The sequence below is a fragment of the Vibrio sp. 10N.261.55.C5 genome (assembly GCF_041470505.1).
In the GTDB taxonomy this organism is placed as follows: domain Bacteria; phylum Pseudomonadota; class Gammaproteobacteria; order Enterobacterales; family Vibrionaceae; genus Vibrio; species Vibrio crassostreae_C.
This window is the reverse complement of record NZ_JBFRMS010000011.1, coordinates 25,814-41,173: the sequence shown is the minus strand read 5'-3', so window position 1 is coordinate 41,173 and position 15,360 is coordinate 25,814. Positions and strand designations below refer to the sequence as shown.

The 15,360-nt window shown below is 46.3% G+C and carries 14 protein-coding genes; 4 read left to right on the top strand and 10 right to left on the bottom strand.

Features of this window, described 5'->3' with window-relative positions:
* Positions 1-47: 47 nt before the first annotated feature.
* The 4 genes from ubiB to rmuC form a co-directional block, all read right to left on the bottom strand.
* On the bottom strand, positions 48-1,682 hold the full coding sequence (gene ubiB / locus AB4263_RS03765; protein ID WP_017065813.1) for a ubiquinone biosynthesis regulatory protein kinase UbiB: 1,635 nt from the start codon (positions 1,680-1,682) through the stop codon (positions 48-50).
* Positions 1,679-2,284, bottom strand: a complete 606-nt coding sequence (locus AB4263_RS03760) for an SCP2 domain-containing protein (RefSeq protein ID WP_017063051.1) — start codon at positions 2,282-2,284, stop codon at positions 1,679-1,681. The genes ubiB and AB4263_RS03760 overlap by 4 nt, the downstream gene beginning before the upstream one ends.
* A gap of 98 nt (positions 2,285-2,382) precedes the next feature.
* Complete coding sequence (ubiE, locus tag AB4263_RS03755) at positions 2,383-3,162, bottom strand: bifunctional demethylmenaquinone methyltransferase/2-methoxy-6-polyprenyl-1,4-benzoquinol methylase UbiE (RefSeq protein ID WP_026012235.1); 780 nt, start codon at positions 3,160-3,162, stop codon at positions 2,383-2,385.
* Between the two features lie 65 nt (positions 3,163-3,227).
* Positions 3,228-4,748 (bottom strand): DNA recombination protein RmuC, encoded by a 1,521-nt coding sequence (rmuC, locus tag AB4263_RS03750; protein WP_372097549.1) that lies wholly within the window; start codon positions 4,746-4,748, stop codon positions 3,228-3,230.
* Between the two features lie 138 nt (positions 4,749-4,886).
* Between rmuC and AB4263_RS03745 the strand changes: the two genes are divergently transcribed.
* Positions 4,887-5,780 (top strand): DMT family transporter, encoded by an 894-nt coding sequence (locus tag AB4263_RS03745; protein ID WP_372097548.1) that lies wholly within the window; start codon positions 4,887-4,889, stop codon positions 5,778-5,780.
* A gap of 145 nt (positions 5,781-5,925) precedes the next feature.
* Here AB4263_RS03745 and AB4263_RS03740 read toward each other — a convergent pair whose 3' ends face one another.
* The 3 genes from AB4263_RS03740 to ftnA form a co-directional block, all read right to left on the bottom strand.
* On the bottom strand, positions 5,926-7,119 hold the full coding sequence (locus AB4263_RS03740; RefSeq protein WP_372097546.1) for an NAD(P)/FAD-dependent oxidoreductase: 1,194 nt from the start codon (positions 7,117-7,119) through the stop codon (positions 5,926-5,928).
* A gap of 250 nt (positions 7,120-7,369) precedes the next feature.
* Positions 7,370-7,693 (bottom strand): universal stress protein UspB, encoded by a 324-nt coding sequence (gene uspB / locus AB4263_RS03735; RefSeq protein ID WP_004735557.1) that lies wholly within the window; start codon positions 7,691-7,693, stop codon positions 7,370-7,372.
* 68 nt (positions 7,694-7,761) lie between these two features.
* A complete protein-coding gene (ftnA, locus tag AB4263_RS03730) occupies positions 7,762-8,289 on the bottom strand; it encodes a non-heme ferritin (RefSeq protein ID WP_004735556.1) in 528 nt (175 codons plus the stop codon).
* Positions 8,290-8,478: 189 nt separating this feature from the next.
* Here ftnA and uspA point away from each other — a divergent pair, with 189 nt between their 5' ends.
* Together uspA and AB4263_RS03720 are read left to right on the top strand one after the other, a co-directional pair.
* Positions 8,479-8,913 (top strand): universal stress protein UspA, encoded by a 435-nt coding sequence (gene uspA / locus AB4263_RS03725; RefSeq protein WP_017060149.1) that lies wholly within the window; start codon positions 8,479-8,481, stop codon positions 8,911-8,913.
* A gap of 52 nt (positions 8,914-8,965) precedes the next feature.
* Positions 8,966-9,844, top strand: coding sequence for a carboxylate/amino acid/amine transporter (locus tag AB4263_RS03720; RefSeq protein WP_017060148.1), 879 nt, complete (start codon positions 8,966-8,968; stop codon positions 9,842-9,844).
* Between the two features lie 112 nt (positions 9,845-9,956).
* Here AB4263_RS03720 and AB4263_RS03715 read toward each other — a convergent pair whose 3' ends face one another.
* The 3 genes from AB4263_RS03715 to AB4263_RS03705 form a co-directional block, all read right to left on the bottom strand.
* On the bottom strand, positions 9,957-10,547 hold the full coding sequence (locus tag AB4263_RS03715; protein WP_017060147.1) for a hypothetical protein: 591 nt from the start codon (positions 10,545-10,547) through the stop codon (positions 9,957-9,959).
* Between the two features lie 141 nt (positions 10,548-10,688).
* Positions 10,689-11,468 (bottom strand): class I SAM-dependent methyltransferase, encoded by a 780-nt coding sequence (locus AB4263_RS03710; protein WP_372074893.1) that lies wholly within the window; start codon positions 11,466-11,468, stop codon positions 10,689-10,691.
* Positions 11,469-11,580: 112 nt separating this feature from the next.
* Entirely contained in the window at positions 11,581-14,703 is a 3,123-nt protein-coding gene (locus AB4263_RS03705) for an EAL domain-containing protein (protein WP_372051201.1), read from the bottom strand.
* 126 nt (positions 14,704-14,829) lie between these two features.
* Here AB4263_RS03705 and asnC point away from each other — a divergent pair, with 126 nt between their 5' ends.
* The gene (gene asnC, locus AB4263_RS03700; RefSeq protein WP_008218581.1) at positions 14,830-15,294 is read left to right on the top strand and encodes a transcriptional regulator AsnC; all 465 of its coding nucleotides are present in this window, start codon (positions 14,830-14,832) and stop codon (positions 15,292-15,294) included.
* Positions 15,295-15,360 lie beyond the last annotated feature (66 nt).

Below are 15,360 nucleotides of genomic sequence, written 5' to 3'. Positions count from 1 at the left end.
TGTCCTCGGGTCTGTCTACACATAAAAATATTAAGAGAGTCTACTGTCTAACGACGGTAAGCTCGCCAACTAAGCAACCAAAATGTGACACCTGCGATGCCACAGCCCATAGATAGCTGCTCATAAGGGCTTGAAACTAATATTGCGGAGCATACGACTAAAGTGGCTCCAACGCCAAACAAAAACTTTCCAGTTGCTTGCTGACGCTTACTATCTCGGTAACCTTGATAAAGCTGATCCATTCTGTGGTTCATCGCTTTACCTTGGCGCAAGCTGTCATAAAGTAGCTCTGGCAGCTCTGGCAGTTTTTCTGCCCAGAATGGCGCACGCTCTTTTACTGCGTTGATCACAGCTTGCGGCCCCACCTGATTCATCATCCAGGTTTCAAGGAAAGGCTTCGCCGTTGCCCACAAATCAAGTTGCGGATACAGCTGACGGCCTAGGCCTTCGACATACAACAAGGTCTTTTGCAGAAGCACCAACTGAGGTTGAACCTCCATGTTGAAACGTCTTGCTGTATTAAATAAGTTTAGCAACACATGGCCAAATGAGATCTCGCCAAGTGGTTTTGCAAAGATTGGCTCACACACCATACGGATCGCGAACTCAAAATCATTGACGTTAGTGTCGTGTGGCACCCACCCCGAATCAACGTGTAGCTCAGCAACTTTACGGTAATCTCGATTGAAGAAAGCCAACAAGTTCTCTGCTAAATAGCGCTTATCTTCGCTATTGAGCGTACCAACAATGCCACAATCCAAACCAATCCACTGAGGGTTATCTGGATTCTCTGGGTTAACAAATACGTTGCCCGGGTGCATGTCTGCATGGAAAAAGCTATCTCGGAATACTTGGGTGAAGAATACCGTCACACCGCGTTCCGCGAGCAATTTCATGTTGGTGCCGTTGGCTTCTAGCGTCTCAATATCGGAGACTTGAATACCATAGATTCGCTCTGACACCATCAGGGTTTCGCTGCTTAGATCAGGGATAACCTCTGGAACATACAGCTCTTCACTGCCTTCAAAATTACGTCGCAGTTGAATGGCATTGGCCGCCTCACGGCGCAGGTCGAGTTCATCAAGTAACGTTTTCTCGTACTCATGAACCACTTCAACCGGTTTCAAACGACGTGCTTCAGGAAGCGACTTAGCGACTATACGCGCCATTCGGTGCATCAGTTTTAGATCTGCGTCAATCACCGGGCGAATATCAGGTCGAATGACCTTCAGAACAATCTCACGACCGCTCTCTTTAAGCTTTGCGGTATGCACCTGAGCGATAGAAGCAGAAGCCAGTGGCTCGATATCAAAGTCGGTAAACCAGTTGTCTAAACTGCCACCCAACGCCTTTTCCATATCTTGCTTCGCCAGTTGACCATCAAACGGCGCAACTTGGTCTTGCAACAACGCCAACTGATCGGCGATATGAGGAGGGAACAGATCACGACGTGTCGACATCATCTGTCCAAACTTGATCCACACTGGACCAAGTTCTTGCAGCGCAAGGCGCAAGCGATGACCCAACTCTTTATCTTGATGCTTGTTCTTAAGCCAAAACAGTGACTTTCGCGCCAACAAAGGAGCTTTAGTCAGTTGGTGTTCCGGCATCAACTCATCAAGGCCGTATTCCAACTGTACCTTGATAATATGATAAAGACGTTTCAGTTCTGCTGGGGTCATGCTTTCTCCAACAGAGCGTTCAACTTAGCTTCAAGACGAGCAGCAGAGCTTTTTACGTCATCAACTTGGTCGCAAAAATGCGCGACTTCTAACGGTGCAGGTGCGATCTTCCACTCTTCAGTCAGAACTTGAGCAACATGATTTTGATGCTTAGTTGCCTGTTTTGCTACAAAGCCACCGACGTTTTTAACGCCTTGCACCAAGGTATGCGCAACCACATCACCCGTTACGCGCGATAACCACTCTTCCAAATCAGGCTTGCAGTCTGTCATCAGTTGAGCGAATTTCTGAGCCAGTTGAATATCACCTTCTAAGATCAGCTTATCTTGCTTGATCAGCTTGGTGATGTTCGATTGCTCACGCAGTTCAGGTAACACCGATAGGTTCAAAGATAGGTAGCAGTCAGGCTGCCCTTCGTATTCTGACAACACATCAATCTGTTGGCTGAAAACGAAAGTGAGTGTTTTATTCAACTCTTTCAAATTGACTTGAATGATCTGCCCCTTTAAACGAGACAAACGACGAACCAGTGCTGGATCATCGTTCACGAAAGTATTTAAAGAGGTTTCAATAACCGCGGTTACCAATGGATCAAATGGCATGACTGTCCTTACCTTTGAAAACGGATAAGCCTTAACCTATCCGTTCTATCTTTATTCTTATTGTTTAGCACGCTCAGCGAGCCTGCTACCAAGCTCGACTAGAACTTGTAACCGCGGTGCAGCGCAACAATGCCGCCCGTTAGGTTGAAGTATTTTGTATTTTCAAAGCCCGCTTCTTGCATCATGCCTTCCAAAGTCTCTTGATTTGGGTGCATACGAATAGATTCTGCAAGGTAACGGTAGCTGTCTGCATCGTTAGCAATCAACTCACCCATTTTTGGCAACAGGTGGAAAGAGTATGCGTCGTAAACCTTTGATAGTGGCTCAAGCACTGGCTTAGAAAACTCAAGAACCAACAGACGGCCACCCGGCTTAAGTACGCGGTACATAGAACGCAGCGCTTGGTCTTTATCGGTTACGTTACGCAGACAGAAGCTGATCGTAATGCAATCGAAGTAGTTATCTGGGAATGGCAACTCTTCAGCGTTCGCTTGTACGTAGTGTACGTTGCCAACAATGCCGCTATCACGCAGCTTATCACGGCCAACATTCAGCATTGAGTTGTTGATATCAGCAAGAACCACGTGGCCTTTTTCACCAACGATACGCGAGAATTTCGCAGTAAGGTCGCCAGTACCACCACCAAGATCTAGGATACGCTGACCAGGGCGAACGCCACTGCAATCAATCGTGAATCGCTTCCACAAGCGGTGAACACCACCCGACATTAAGTCATTCATGATGTCGTATTTAGCGGCTACAGAGTGAAATACCTCTGCTACTTTCGCGACTTTTTCGTCTTTCGCGACTGTTTCGAAACCAAAGTGTGTGGTTTCTGACTCTACTGCTGAATTTGTCTGCACGCTTGTGTCCATAATGCTGTTATCTACCATGGTAAGTTCTCATCGACAGCACGCTCCGTGTTTAGAGGCGCTGCGGCCGATTAGTTTACTTTATCCTCAGCGGGTTGTCTTTCTACTAAGGAGGCATTTTCTGAAAAAGCCTCATTTTGCGCCATTTCGGCCAAACCAATCGAGATCGGTTTCTTCACTTCAACACCCAATTGCTTGAAGCTTTCGGCCTGACGAATCACGTTGCCTCGCCCTGTGACTAGCTTATTCATCGCCCCTTGATAACTTTGGTTTGCTCTATCAAGTGAGCTGCCAAGGCCTTCCATATCATCAACAAACAGGCGCAGCTTGTCGTAAAGCTTGCTCGCACGTTCTGCGATAACCTGTGCGTTCTGGTTCTGTCTGTCGTTACGCCACAGGTTATCAATGGTACGCAGTGCCACCAGCAAAGTGGTTGGGCTGACCAAGATGATATTTTGCTCCATCGCGTCTTTCACCAAGCTAGGATCCGCCTGAATCGCCACTTGGAATGCTGGTTCAACCGGGATAAACATCAACACGTAATCCAGACTCTGTATGCCTTTGAGCTGATGATAATCTTTCTGGCTCAAGCCTTTGATGTGCGCTCGCAGTGACACCAAGTGATCGCGCAATGCAGCATCGCGTTGCTGATCGGTTTCGGCATTGAAATAGCGTTCAAATGCCACCAGCGCCATTTTTGAATCGACCACCACTTGCTTGTCTTGTGGCAGATGCACAATCACATCCGGTTGATAACGCTTGCCCGCATCGTTTTGCAGGTTCACTTGCGTTTGGTATTCGTGGCCTTCGCGCAGTCCTGATTCAGCAAGCACGCGAGCCAGCACCACCTCGCCCCAGTTACCTTGTTGTTTGTTGTCACCCTTTAGCGCTTGAGTCAGGTTCACCGCTTCACGCGTCATACTCTCATTAAGACGCTGCAGGTTTTTAAGCTCATGCACCAAAGTATGACGCTCTTTGGCTTCTTGGCTGAAGCTGTCGTTCACTTGTTTCTTAAAGCCTTCCAACTGCTCTCTTAGTGGAGACAACAAACCTTCTAGGCTCTGCTTATTCTGCTGATCGACCTTGGCGGTTTTGGTTTCAAACAGTTGGTTCGCTAACAATTCAAACTGCTGCTTAAGTCGTGATTCAGCTTGCTCTAGCAACTGCAGCTTTTCGCTATTGGCGAGGTTTTCTTGGTCATGCCTTGCTTCTTGCTCGCGCAGCTCGGCTTCTAATTCAGACTTATGATCTTTAAGCACATTGATCTCATCAGCGTACTGCTGGCGCTCTTGCTTTACCGCCTCAAAGTAGCGCAGTTTTTCCATTGCAGCCATCACCTTACCGTGCGCCTGCTTGAGCTCGAATGCCGCTTTGTCTCGGTCATCATCTAACTCATCGAGCTCTTGTTGCGCCTCTGCGAGTGATGCTTTGAGCTGAGCTTGCTGAGATTCATGCAACAAACGATCGGACTCTAGCTGCTGCTCGAGCAATCGCTGCTGAAAAGAGAGCTTCTGTTTAACGACACCGCCGCTGACGAGCGCGCCAGAAATTGCAGCAATAAGCGTTGCCTGATGTTCGATAATCCATTGCATGATAATGATTTAGCCTAATTTGAAATAACTCATTAAATGGTATTTTGATACTGGATAAATGTCCAGTTTGCCGTATTAAAATTCGACAGATAGACTAGGCGCTCCGTATTCTGTCCCATCAAATTAGAATGAGTTGCCATGAACGAACGTCGTGCCTTGGGCTTTGGCCTTTCCGCAGTACTGCTGTGGTCAACGGTCGCTACTGCTTTTAAGCTGACCCTTGCTGAGTTTTCACCGATTCAAATGCTGACCATTGCCAGTATTGTGTCGTCGATTGCGCTGATCGCAGTCTGCGCCTTTCAAGGTAAGCTCTCTCAGCTGAGTACAACGTTCCTTTCAAACCCTTGGTATTACCTACTGCTCGGCTTGGTCAATCCACTGGCCTACTACCTGATTCTATTCAAAGCATACGACCTATTGCCAGCATCTCAAGCGCAGGCCATCAACTACAGTTGGGCAATTACGCTAACCTTGATGGCGGCGGTTTTTCTGGGGCAAAAGATTCGTAAGCAAGATTGGATTGCGTGTACCTTCAGTTATGCGGGTGTGGTGGTCATTGCCACCAAAGGCGATGTGCTAGGAATGCAGTTCGATAGTCCACTTGGTGTGGCTCTGGCGCTACTTTCAACCTTGCTTTGGGCGGGATACTGGATTCTAAACACCAAAAACAAGGCTGACCCTGTGATTGGCGTATTGCTTGGTTTCTTAGTGGCATTGCCCTTCGCGATCGGTTTAACCATTTACGAAGGCGAGAGCTTTAGCCAAATCACAGCAAAAGGTTGGATGGCTGTGACTTACGTAGGCCTGTTTGAGATGGGCATTACCTTTGTCTTATGGCTATCAGCACTGAAGCTGACCAACAACACAGCGCGTATCAGCAATCTGATTTTTGCGTCACCGTTTATCTCGTTGATGCTACTTTCCACTATTATCGGCGAAGATATTCACCCAGCGACCCTGTTTGGCTTGGTACTGATCATTGCTGGCTTAGTGATTCAACAGATCAAGTTTTCAAAAAACAAACCGGCGTAAATAAGAGCTAAAAGATTCAATTGAGCACGAAAAGCTATCGATAAAGTCGAATCTAGAGCTAGAGCACAATGTTAGATACAAAAATGGCGAGTCGTATGACTCGCCATTTTTATATAATTTAAAATCTAGTGAGTAAGCTAAAAGCTTAAACCCACTGACCCGCTGCAAAGCCAGAACTCCAACACCATTGGAAGTTATAACCACCAAGCCAGCCCGTTACATCCATCACTTCACCAACGAAATAGAGGCCAGACACGCTCTTACATTCCATGGTTTTTGAAGATAGGTGATTGGTGTCCACGCCACCTAGAGTTACTTCGGCAGTACGGTAACCTTCCGTGCCGTTTGGTGCAATTTTCCAGTTCTCTAGATGCTCTACAATGTCATTCAGCTGCTTTTCGTTGAACTGCTTAAGCGGCTTGTCTTCCAACTCTTTACGATCAATCAACACTTCCACAAAACGCTTTGGTAATGCTTTCGCTAAGGTGTTTTTCAGGCTCTGATTTGGGTGCTTCTCGCGAGAGTTAGCCAGCAACTCAGCCACATCCACTTCTGGTACTAGATTAATCGAAACCGATTGACCCGCTTTCCAGAAAGAAGAAATTTGCAGTACTGAAGGACCCGATAGGCCGCGGTGAGTAAACAGCAACGCTTCTTTGAATAAGGTGCCGTCTTGCGCGGTGATCTCGGCAGGAATCGCGATTCCTGAAAGCTCAGCAAAGGCTTCTTTGTCTTCTTTATGCAGAGTAAATGGCACCAAACCCGCAGTAGTCGGCATCACAGACAAACCAAACTGCTCGGCAATCTTATAGCCAAATGGCGTCGCGCCTAGTTTCGGCATCGATAAACCGCCCGTCGCCACGACAAGTGAGTCACACTCAACTTCGTCGGTATTAAGGTGCATCTTAAAGCCAGCGTCTGTTTTTTCGATGGAGTGAACATCACAACGGTAGCGCTGTTCAACTTTCGCTTGCTTACACTCTTCAAGCAACATGCTCACGATGTCTTTTGCTGTGTGGTCATTCACACAGAACAACTGGCCGTGATCACGCTCTTCGAACTCAATACCGTACTTGCTCACCATCGAGATAAAATCCCAGTTGGTGTATTGAGATAAAGCTGACTTCACGAAGTGAGGGTTGTTACACAGGAAGTTGTTGGCTGAAACATCATAGTTAGTGAAGTTACAACGACCGCCACCTGAGATTAAAATTTTTCTGCCTGGTTTCTTTGCATGATCAACCACCAGCACTCGTCGGCCGCGTTTACCCGCTTCCGCAGCACACATTAAGCCCGCGGCGCCCGCACCAATTACGATTACATCAAACTTTTCACTCATTGGGGTTCTGCTTTCTTCACTTTTGCACCTCGAGTACGCCCTGTTCTCGAAATGCCATCAATAAAAAAGGATGTGCATAAACAGCACATCCTTACTAATTGCTCGCTATTCTAGCGGCAATTTTAAACTTTGCAATTGATGTTCAATTGTACAATTTGCAGAAAGCAGCAAAACCACTACTTGGCTTAGCGAACCAACAACCGAAGCTTTACACCAAAACCTAAACTCTACTTCACACGTACTAAATAACTTAGACGATGAAAGAAGACAGCAACGTTACACCCAGCAGAGCGGAAGAAAGTATAAACAACTGTCTTACGCGATCACACTTCGACATAAACACTTCGTCGTGATGATGGTGGTACTCTTTGCTTTTGATGTAACTAAACAAGCGAACCTGCTTGGTCATATTGCCATGAGTTGTGAAGAATCCACCTCCGTCTACTTGTTGATAAAGTAGAGGATGTGCTTCTCGCATTATATAAATGAGTGTTCTTAGCGCAGTAAAATATCGCGCCCAGTTCACGCAAGTCACAACCATTAGTGCAAATAGAATAGTGTCGCCGCTGATCATCCTTTCCTCCCTACATCTTCATAAGAAAACTCAAAAGAAAAAGATAATCAGTGTCTTTCCCGTACTACCTAAACGGCAGGAGCTTCCATAATTGAAGATGAACCATCTTTTGCCAATTGCGCTAGGTCTTTATCAATAAAGAACAGTGCTTTACCGTCTTCACCAACAAGCTCTAGCTTATCCAATACACCTTTAAACAACTTCTCTTCTTCGTGTTGCTCTGCAACGTACCATTGCAGGAAGTTAAAGGTTGAGTAATCTTGTGTGCTGAAAGCAACGTGAGCCAGTTTGTTGATCTTTTGAGTAATCATTTGCTCATGTTCATAAGTTTCACGGAACACAGCACCAAGGCTATCAAATTCATGTTTTGGCGCTTCAATCGCACCTAGAATTGGCATAGCACCTGTTTCACTTACGTAAGTGAAAAGACGCTGCATATGTTCCATTTCTTCTACTGCATGAACACGCAGAAACTCTGCTGCACCTTCAAATCCTTTGTCTTCACACCAAGCACTCATTTGTAAGTATAGATTGGATGAGAAAAATTCTAGGTTAATTTGATCATTCAGTTGCTCAACCATAGTTTTTGACAGCATTTAAGACTCCTAATTACATCCTCAATTTTCTCTACTATATCACTATTTAATGAATATCTCGCAGGCCATTAGTTAACCAATATTTCGAGCTGTCATTACGCAAGACAGTGGATATGAGATCACTTCAGCAAAAAAAACCATCGCATAGTGCTAATCTTAAATCAGACAATGAATAAAAGAGGTAGCGATATGAGTTACAAACATATTTTGGTCGCGGTCGATTTATCAGAAGACAGCAAATTAATTGTGGATAAAGCGGTAGCATTGGCTAAGCCATTGGAAGCCAAAGTCTCTTTTATCCATATCGATATTAACTACGCAGAGCTGTATACCGGCCTGATTGATATCAACATGGCCGAAACCCAGCACAACGCGATGGAAGCGTCTCGTATTCAGCTGCAAAATTTTGCGGAGCACGCCCAATACCCGATCACCCATACCCTAGTAGGCAGTGGTGATTTGAGTCATGAGCTGTGTGACACCATCAACGAGTTCAATGTTGATCTCGTGGTTTGCGGTCACCATCAAGACTTTTGGAGCAAGCTGCTCTCTTCAACACGCCAACTGATCAACGCCTCTCCGGTTGATATGCTGGTCGTGCCTCTAAGAGATTCAGAAGACTAATGATTTAAGGTTAGGTAACATACAGCTCATATCTTATTAACGAAGTTTTACTATGAGCTATTTAGCTGGTGTTACCCTCCTATGGGCCTTCTCCTTTAGCCTGATCGGCGTTTACCTTGCGGGTCAGGTTGATTCTTGGTTCTCTGTTTTAATGCGTGTTGCCCTTGCTGGCGTCGTATTTCTTCCTTTCCTAAAGTTTCGCGGCGTATCGCGTAAGCTGATCGCTAAATTGATGGCAATTGGTGGTATCCAGCTTGGCCTGATGTACTGCTTCTACTATCAGTCTTTCTTACTGCTATCCGTTCCTGAAGTCCTTTTGTTTACTGTCTTTACCCCAATTTACGTCACGCTTATTTATGACTTTCTCAAAGGGCAATTCTCTCCGTGGTACCTAGTGACAGCGGCAATTGCGGTATTGGGCGCGGTATTCATTAAGTTCGCAGGTATTAACGAAAACTTTTTAGTCGGCTTCCTCGTCGTGCAAGGCGCGAACCTGTGCTTTGCTATTGGTCAGGTGGGCTACAAGGTGGTGATGGAGAAGGAATCGACCGAGTTGCCTCAGCGAACCGTATTTGGTTACTTCTACTTAGGGGCGCTATGTGTCGCGTCAGTGGCTTTCATGCTACTAGGCAACCCAGAGAAACTGCCCACCACCACACTTCAATGGGGAATCCTGATCTACCTTGGCTTGATTGCGTCGGGGCTGGGTTACTTTATGTGGAATAAAGGCGCGTGCATGGTGAATGCTGGCGCGCTGGCAGTGATGAACAATGCCTTGGTTCCTGCTGGTCTGGTGGTGAATATCCTGATTTGGAACAGAGATGTCGATTTGGTTCGCTTGTCTATTGGTGGCGCCGTTATCTTATTCTCTTTATTCGTCAATGAGACGTGGGTGAAGAAGCGCGTAGCAAGATCCGCAAGCAACGCTTAGCTGATTTGAACGAGCTACATGAGTCAGCTCGGATAACCCCAAAAAGCAAAAGAGCGACCTAAGGTCGCTCTTTTTAAATCATCGCTGTAGCAATAAACCATTCAAATCAACTTCAGTGGATTTGATTGTGGCTCACTACCTGAGTCTTGGTTTCAGTGAAGGCAACATCATCAAGTTGTAGGTTGATTCGTTCCAATTCACTTTCCAGCTTCTGACTTTTCTTAAACAGCTTTTGCTGCTTCTTAATCATCTTCGCCAGTTTCTTATTGTACTTCTCTTGTTTCTTAGCCGCTTTCTTCGCTTGTTTGAGTTCAGCTTTCTCATCACCGCTCGCCTTCGCCATCAGTTTTTTCAGCTTGGCTTTTTTCTGTGCGGCTTCTTTTTTGGCAAGCTCAGGGGCCATATCAGCGGCGGCTGGATCGAACATTTGTACGCTCGGTTCAATTGCCTCGTTGATTTCCGCAAGCGACAGTTCTGGTGCAGGTAATGTTTCCGCTAGCAGGCCGCATGCGACTTTCTCTTCAACGGGTTTGTTTTGACAACCAAGAGGTGGAATTGCGGTGGGTTTGCATAGATTCGCTTGATCCGCCGAAGAACGCGCGCAAGAACGACACACGAACTTAGGTTCAGTCACCAAGCTGTGGATCTCGCCCAAGTGTTCGGTGATATCTCGACGGTTTAACTTACAAAAGCGTTTAGCCATGCTTCAACTCCAGCTAAGAATAATAATGATTCTTAGTTAGATATACATCTGTAACGCGACTATCGCAAGTGTTAAATGGCAATTTATCGTATTTATGACGGGAAATTTTCTTAGCGTGTATCTAAGTTATTGATGCTTCAATTAAGTCATTGATGCTTTCACATAGACGTCAAAACGGTTCTTTTTGGTTTCGATCGCCATGCTCGGTTTTTGCTCGTCTAACCAAGCTGCGTAATCCGGTCTTTTAACCACAACTCGCTTCGATGCCAACTTCATCGCTGGCTCAAATAGGCCATCAGCATCCAGATCGGCACCCACCAAAGATTGGAATACACGCATCTCTTTTTTGACCAGAGCCGATTTCTTTTTGTTCTCAGGGTGCGGGTACATTGGATCAAGATACACCACATCTGGCTGCTCGAAGTTAGGATCATTACTAAGCTTATCTAGCGCATCATGGCTTGAAGCGTGAATCAACTTCATACGCTCGCTTACCCAACCGCCGATGTCTGGGTCTTGCTGGGCACGTTGTAAGCCATCATCCAGCAAAGCTGCTACTACAGGGTGACGCTCTACCATTTGCACCTTACAACCTAGAGAAGCCAACACAAACGCATCGCGCCCTAAGCCTGCAGTACCATCAAGAATAGTTGGCGTTGCGCCTTTGTTTAAACCAGCTGCTTTGGCAATCGCCTGACCTTTACCACCGCCAAACTTACGTCGGTGACCAACAGCGCCTCCCACTAAATCAACAAAGATAGCGCCAAGCTTAGGCTCATCGACTTTACGTAGCTCAAGTCGCTCACTAGTCAGTACCAAAGCAAAATCACTGCTTTCATCATGAGATAAGTTCCAGCGGGTCGCTAAGTCATTCAAATGATCGATTTGGGTAGCATCTTCGCAAATCAGTTGTAGTTGCAAGGTCGTCTCCAACAGACAGTAGTATTCAAAACAAAAGAGGCAACCAGTTTACCTGATTGCCTCAACAATACATATTAGCGGTGAAAAGTATTCCCAGCTAAAGTCGGCTTACCTAAACCAATGGCTCTGTCTCTCGCTCTTGTCTTAACTCTTCAACAAGCTCTGCGAGTGGCTTAGGTCGCCCTATGATGTAGCCCTGCGCGTAGTTCACACCCAGTTCGATAAGCTTGTCGATAATCTGGGTATTTTCAACGAACTCAGCCACGGTGTGCTTGCCCATCTGCTTGGCAAGATCATTGATCGAGCGAACCATCACATGGTCCATCTCATTCACATCAATATCACGTACAAACAAGCCATCGATCTTCACAATATCGACAGGCAGCTTTTTCAGATAGCCAAATGACGATAGCCCTGAGCCAAAATCATCCAATGCAATCATGCAGCCAAGCTCTTTGATTCGAGTGAAGAACTTGATCGCCTGCTTCATGTTACTCATGGCCGCTGTTTCGGTGATCTCTAAACAAATCTTATGACACGGTATCGATGAATCGCTCAGGCTATCTATCAAAAATTCGACAAACTCACGGTTACCCATCGAGTGACCGGAAAGATTGATTGAACACATCCCCAGTTCCTCAATAACCTCAGGGCGTTGCTCCAACCAACCCAAGGTTTGACTGACGACTTGGCGGTCAATCAAATGCGCGATGTTATAACGCTCTGAGGCTGGCATGAAGATCCCCGGGGAGATGTATTCCCCTTGGATGTTCTTGATGCGGACCAAGATTTCAAAGTGCATTTTATCGCTGTCTTCATCTAGGCCAAGAATTCGCTGCGCAAACAACTCTAAGCGATCGTTAGCCAAGGCCTCATGCACTAGGTTAACGCACTCCATCTCAAGATGGCGACGACGCAGGTCTTCATCATCTTGATGGTAAAGATGATAGCGATTGCGACCTTCTTCTTTAGCGGCATGACAAGCTGCATCCGCCTGAGCGTGCACCATCTGTGGTGAAGCTGCTGTATGGTCGATCAATCGAATACCGATAGAGCACGTCAGGTTGAGTCGAATATCATCCCACAAGAATGGATTCTCACTCATCATCGAGATAATACTGCGACACACATTCACCGCATCTCGTTCAGTACAGTCTTTCATCAGCACAGCAAACTCATCACCACCCATTCGCGCTAACACCGCATTGTAAGGCAGTACGTCTTCTAGCAGTTTGGCGCTAAACAAGATCGCAGCATCACCCGCTTCATGTCCTGCGGTATCGTTCAGCACTTTCAGCTGATCCAAATCTAGGAACAACATTGCGTGAGTTCGCATGTGGCTCTCAACCTCTTTCAGCGCCTTTTGCAGCTCTTGCTCAAAGTGGTTGCGGTTAAAGGTGTCAGTCAGTAGGTCATAGCGAGCCTGATACTCTAGCTTTTCAGAAAGCTCGTGCGTTTCGGTGATGTCTTCACCCACAATCAACAGCTGATCAGACTCCACCAACGGGCGGATATTTTCACGAATCCAGCTCTTGCTGCCGTCGGCATGGCGATATTCGATATCACGACGCCACACACCACGAATCTTATGCTGAGGTTGCAGCAAGATATGACGAGGAATCATCGCGTTCTCATCAACATAGAATTCTCTAGGGCGATGGCCCAACAACTGATCGAGAGGGTATCCCAAAAGCTCTTCGGCAAACTGGTTCACTTGTTGAATGCGATTATTGCCATCGAGCGTAATCATCATCACCGGCTGTTTGTCGTAATACAGCTTCAAGTTTGCTTCACGTTGGAACAGCTTATTCTCAGCAAGCTTACGTGAGGTCACGTCGCGCGCCTCAAAGAGAAACTGAATGTCTTCGTCTTCACTGCCCGGCATCGGCTTCAATGAAATATCCAACACCATCGCACCGCGATCTCGACACCACACCTCGGCTTCAAATCGTAAGGCTGGGTGCTCACTTTTTGCGATGAAATATTCGGCTAGCACTTCTCGCGCAGAACTTTCCCAATGTTGGTGTTGTTGCAGCGGCGTTCCCAGTTTATAGCCTTGATTATAAAGCAGCTCATGTAACTTGCTGTTACTCGACAGCAGCACGCCACCCTTATCAATGATGCCCATAAATTGCAGGCTCTGATCAAATATCGACTCCAACAGTCGTTGGCTTTGGCGACTTGCACGTTCGCTCTTCTTCAGACGGTTAAGGTAATACACCAACACCGCGATAACACACGACATGCTCAAGAACATTAAACCGATGGTGCGAATTTCATCGCGATAGCGCATTAAGAATGACTTCGGCTTATTGAGGAAGGTTACTGAGGCTTCATTCTCTGCACCCAAATCCCAACGTGAGATCTGTTGGTAATCGAGTTTGATTTCTGGCGCGCCAGCAACCACCAATGGCAATGGAGCCTTAGGATTGTTCAGCACGCTCAACAGCACGCGCCCCGTGTCTCGACCTTGCGTTTCTCCACTGTGGATCACGCCACCAATCGCACCAAACCCAAGTCCTAAATCATGCACAATATACAATGGCATCTGAGTTTTTTTGTTGAGCTGACGCCAGTCTTCTTTGCTGCTGACCCGACCATTGATGTCGCGGTAGTAGGCCCAGAACAACAAGCTTTTAGTTAGATCAGCGCGTTGCGCGAACGTCATCAGTTCTTGATAAGAATCAGGCGTATATTGCTCCACCATCCCAGAAAACTCAGGGCGTTTTTGTAGAAATAAATCCACTTGAGCGCGAATAGCTTCACCCGTTACCGAGTGATCGGTAACCACGTAAACTTTTTTAACCGTCGATTGAAGTCGATTGATCAGCTCAATATTGCTCGCCATATCAATATCTTCAGTGATACCGGTTGCGTGCAAGCCTTCAATCATTTGCGGAGAAAAATTGTTGATGCCACCAAAAATAACGGGCGTGCCATTGAGTTCGGGCGCTAAGCGTTTCATCAGATTGAGGGCGTTATTATCACTGACGACTACAGCGGCAAACTCTTCATGCGACAGCTTAGTGCGGTATAGCTGATAAATTCGCTCTAAGTATTCAGCGTTTTGAGTTCGCTTGGTATCGAGATAAACAACCCGGTAAGATAACCCATCGCGATCGAGCTCATCAGATAGTCCTTTATGGAAATCATCTGTCCAGAAAAAGCCTTGATGATAAGAGTGAATAACCAACACATCTTTTGCCTGAGCTGAAGCAAAAACACTCCAACACATCACAATAAAAAATAACGAAAATCGCACTGAATTCACCCTAACCCTTTAGTTACTGCTAATATTATCACCCTTGGCTATGATGTGTACTCAAGCCGGTATGTTTTTCATTCAACCTAAGGATTATGCATGTCCACAACCACAGCTCGTCTAGATGATCTAGACCGTGCCATTCTCAAAACCTTGATGGAAGATGCACGAACTCCTTACGCTGAAATGGCAAAGCAGTTCGATGTCAGCCCTGCGACGATTCACGTTCGCATCGAAAAGATGAGATCGGCAGACATTATCGAGCGAACGGAAGTTGTGGTAAACACCAAAAAACTGGGTTACGACGTGTGTTGCTTTATTGGCATCAACCTTAATGCTGCCAAAGATTACCACTCGGCGATCGCTAAGCTGAATGCCTTAGACGAAGTGGTTGAGGCGTACTACACCACTGGTGCTTACAATATCTTTGTAAAGCTGATGTGTAAGTCGATAGAAGAGCTGCAGTTTGTATTGATCGATAAGCTGCAAGCGATCGATGAAGTTCAGTCGACAGAGACACTGATTTCATTGCAGAACCCTATCAACCGCAATGTGAATCCATAACATTGATTCGCCTTGCTTGGCATAACGCACAGACAAAAAAAGAGCCTCTAACTAGAGGCTCTTTTC

Coding starts and splice junctions, on each gene's coding strand:
- ubiB (WP_017065813.1), bottom strand. CDS start 1,682: ATGACCCCAGCAGAACTGAAACGTCTTTATCATATTATCAAGGTACAG.
- AB4263_RS03760 (WP_017063051.1), bottom strand. CDS start 2,284: ATGCCATTTGATCCATTGGTAACCGCGGTTATTGAAACCTCTTTAAAT.
- rmuC (WP_372097549.1), bottom strand. CDS start 4,748: ATGCAATGGATTATCGAACATCAGGCAACGCTTATTGCTGCAATTTCT.
- AB4263_RS03745 (WP_372097548.1), top strand. CDS start 4,887: ATGAACGAACGTCGTGCCTTGGGCTTTGGCCTTTCCGCAGTACTGCTG.
- AB4263_RS03740 (WP_372097546.1), bottom strand. CDS start 7,119: ATGAGTGAAAAGTTTGATGTAATCGTAATTGGTGCGGGCGCCGCGGGC.
- uspB (WP_004735557.1), bottom strand. CDS start 7,693: ATGATCAGCGGCGACACTATTCTATTTGCACTAATGGTTGTGACTTGC.
- ftnA (WP_004735556.1), bottom strand. CDS start 8,289: ATGCTGTCAAAAACTATGGTTGAGCAACTGAATGATCAAATTAACCTA.
- uspA (WP_017060149.1), top strand. CDS start 8,479: ATGAGTTACAAACATATTTTGGTCGCGGTCGATTTATCAGAAGACAGC.
- AB4263_RS03720 (WP_017060148.1), top strand. CDS start 8,966: ATGAGCTATTTAGCTGGTGTTACCCTCCTATGGGCCTTCTCCTTTAGC.
- AB4263_RS03715 (WP_017060147.1), bottom strand. CDS start 10,547: ATGGCTAAACGCTTTTGTAAGTTAAACCGTCGAGATATCACCGAACAC.
- AB4263_RS03705 (WP_372051201.1), bottom strand. CDS start 14,703: ATGTGTTGGAGTGTTTTTGCTTCAGCTCAGGCAAAAGATGTGTTGGTT.
- asnC (WP_008218581.1), top strand. CDS start 14,830: ATGTCCACAACCACAGCTCGTCTAGATGATCTAGACCGTGCCATTCTC.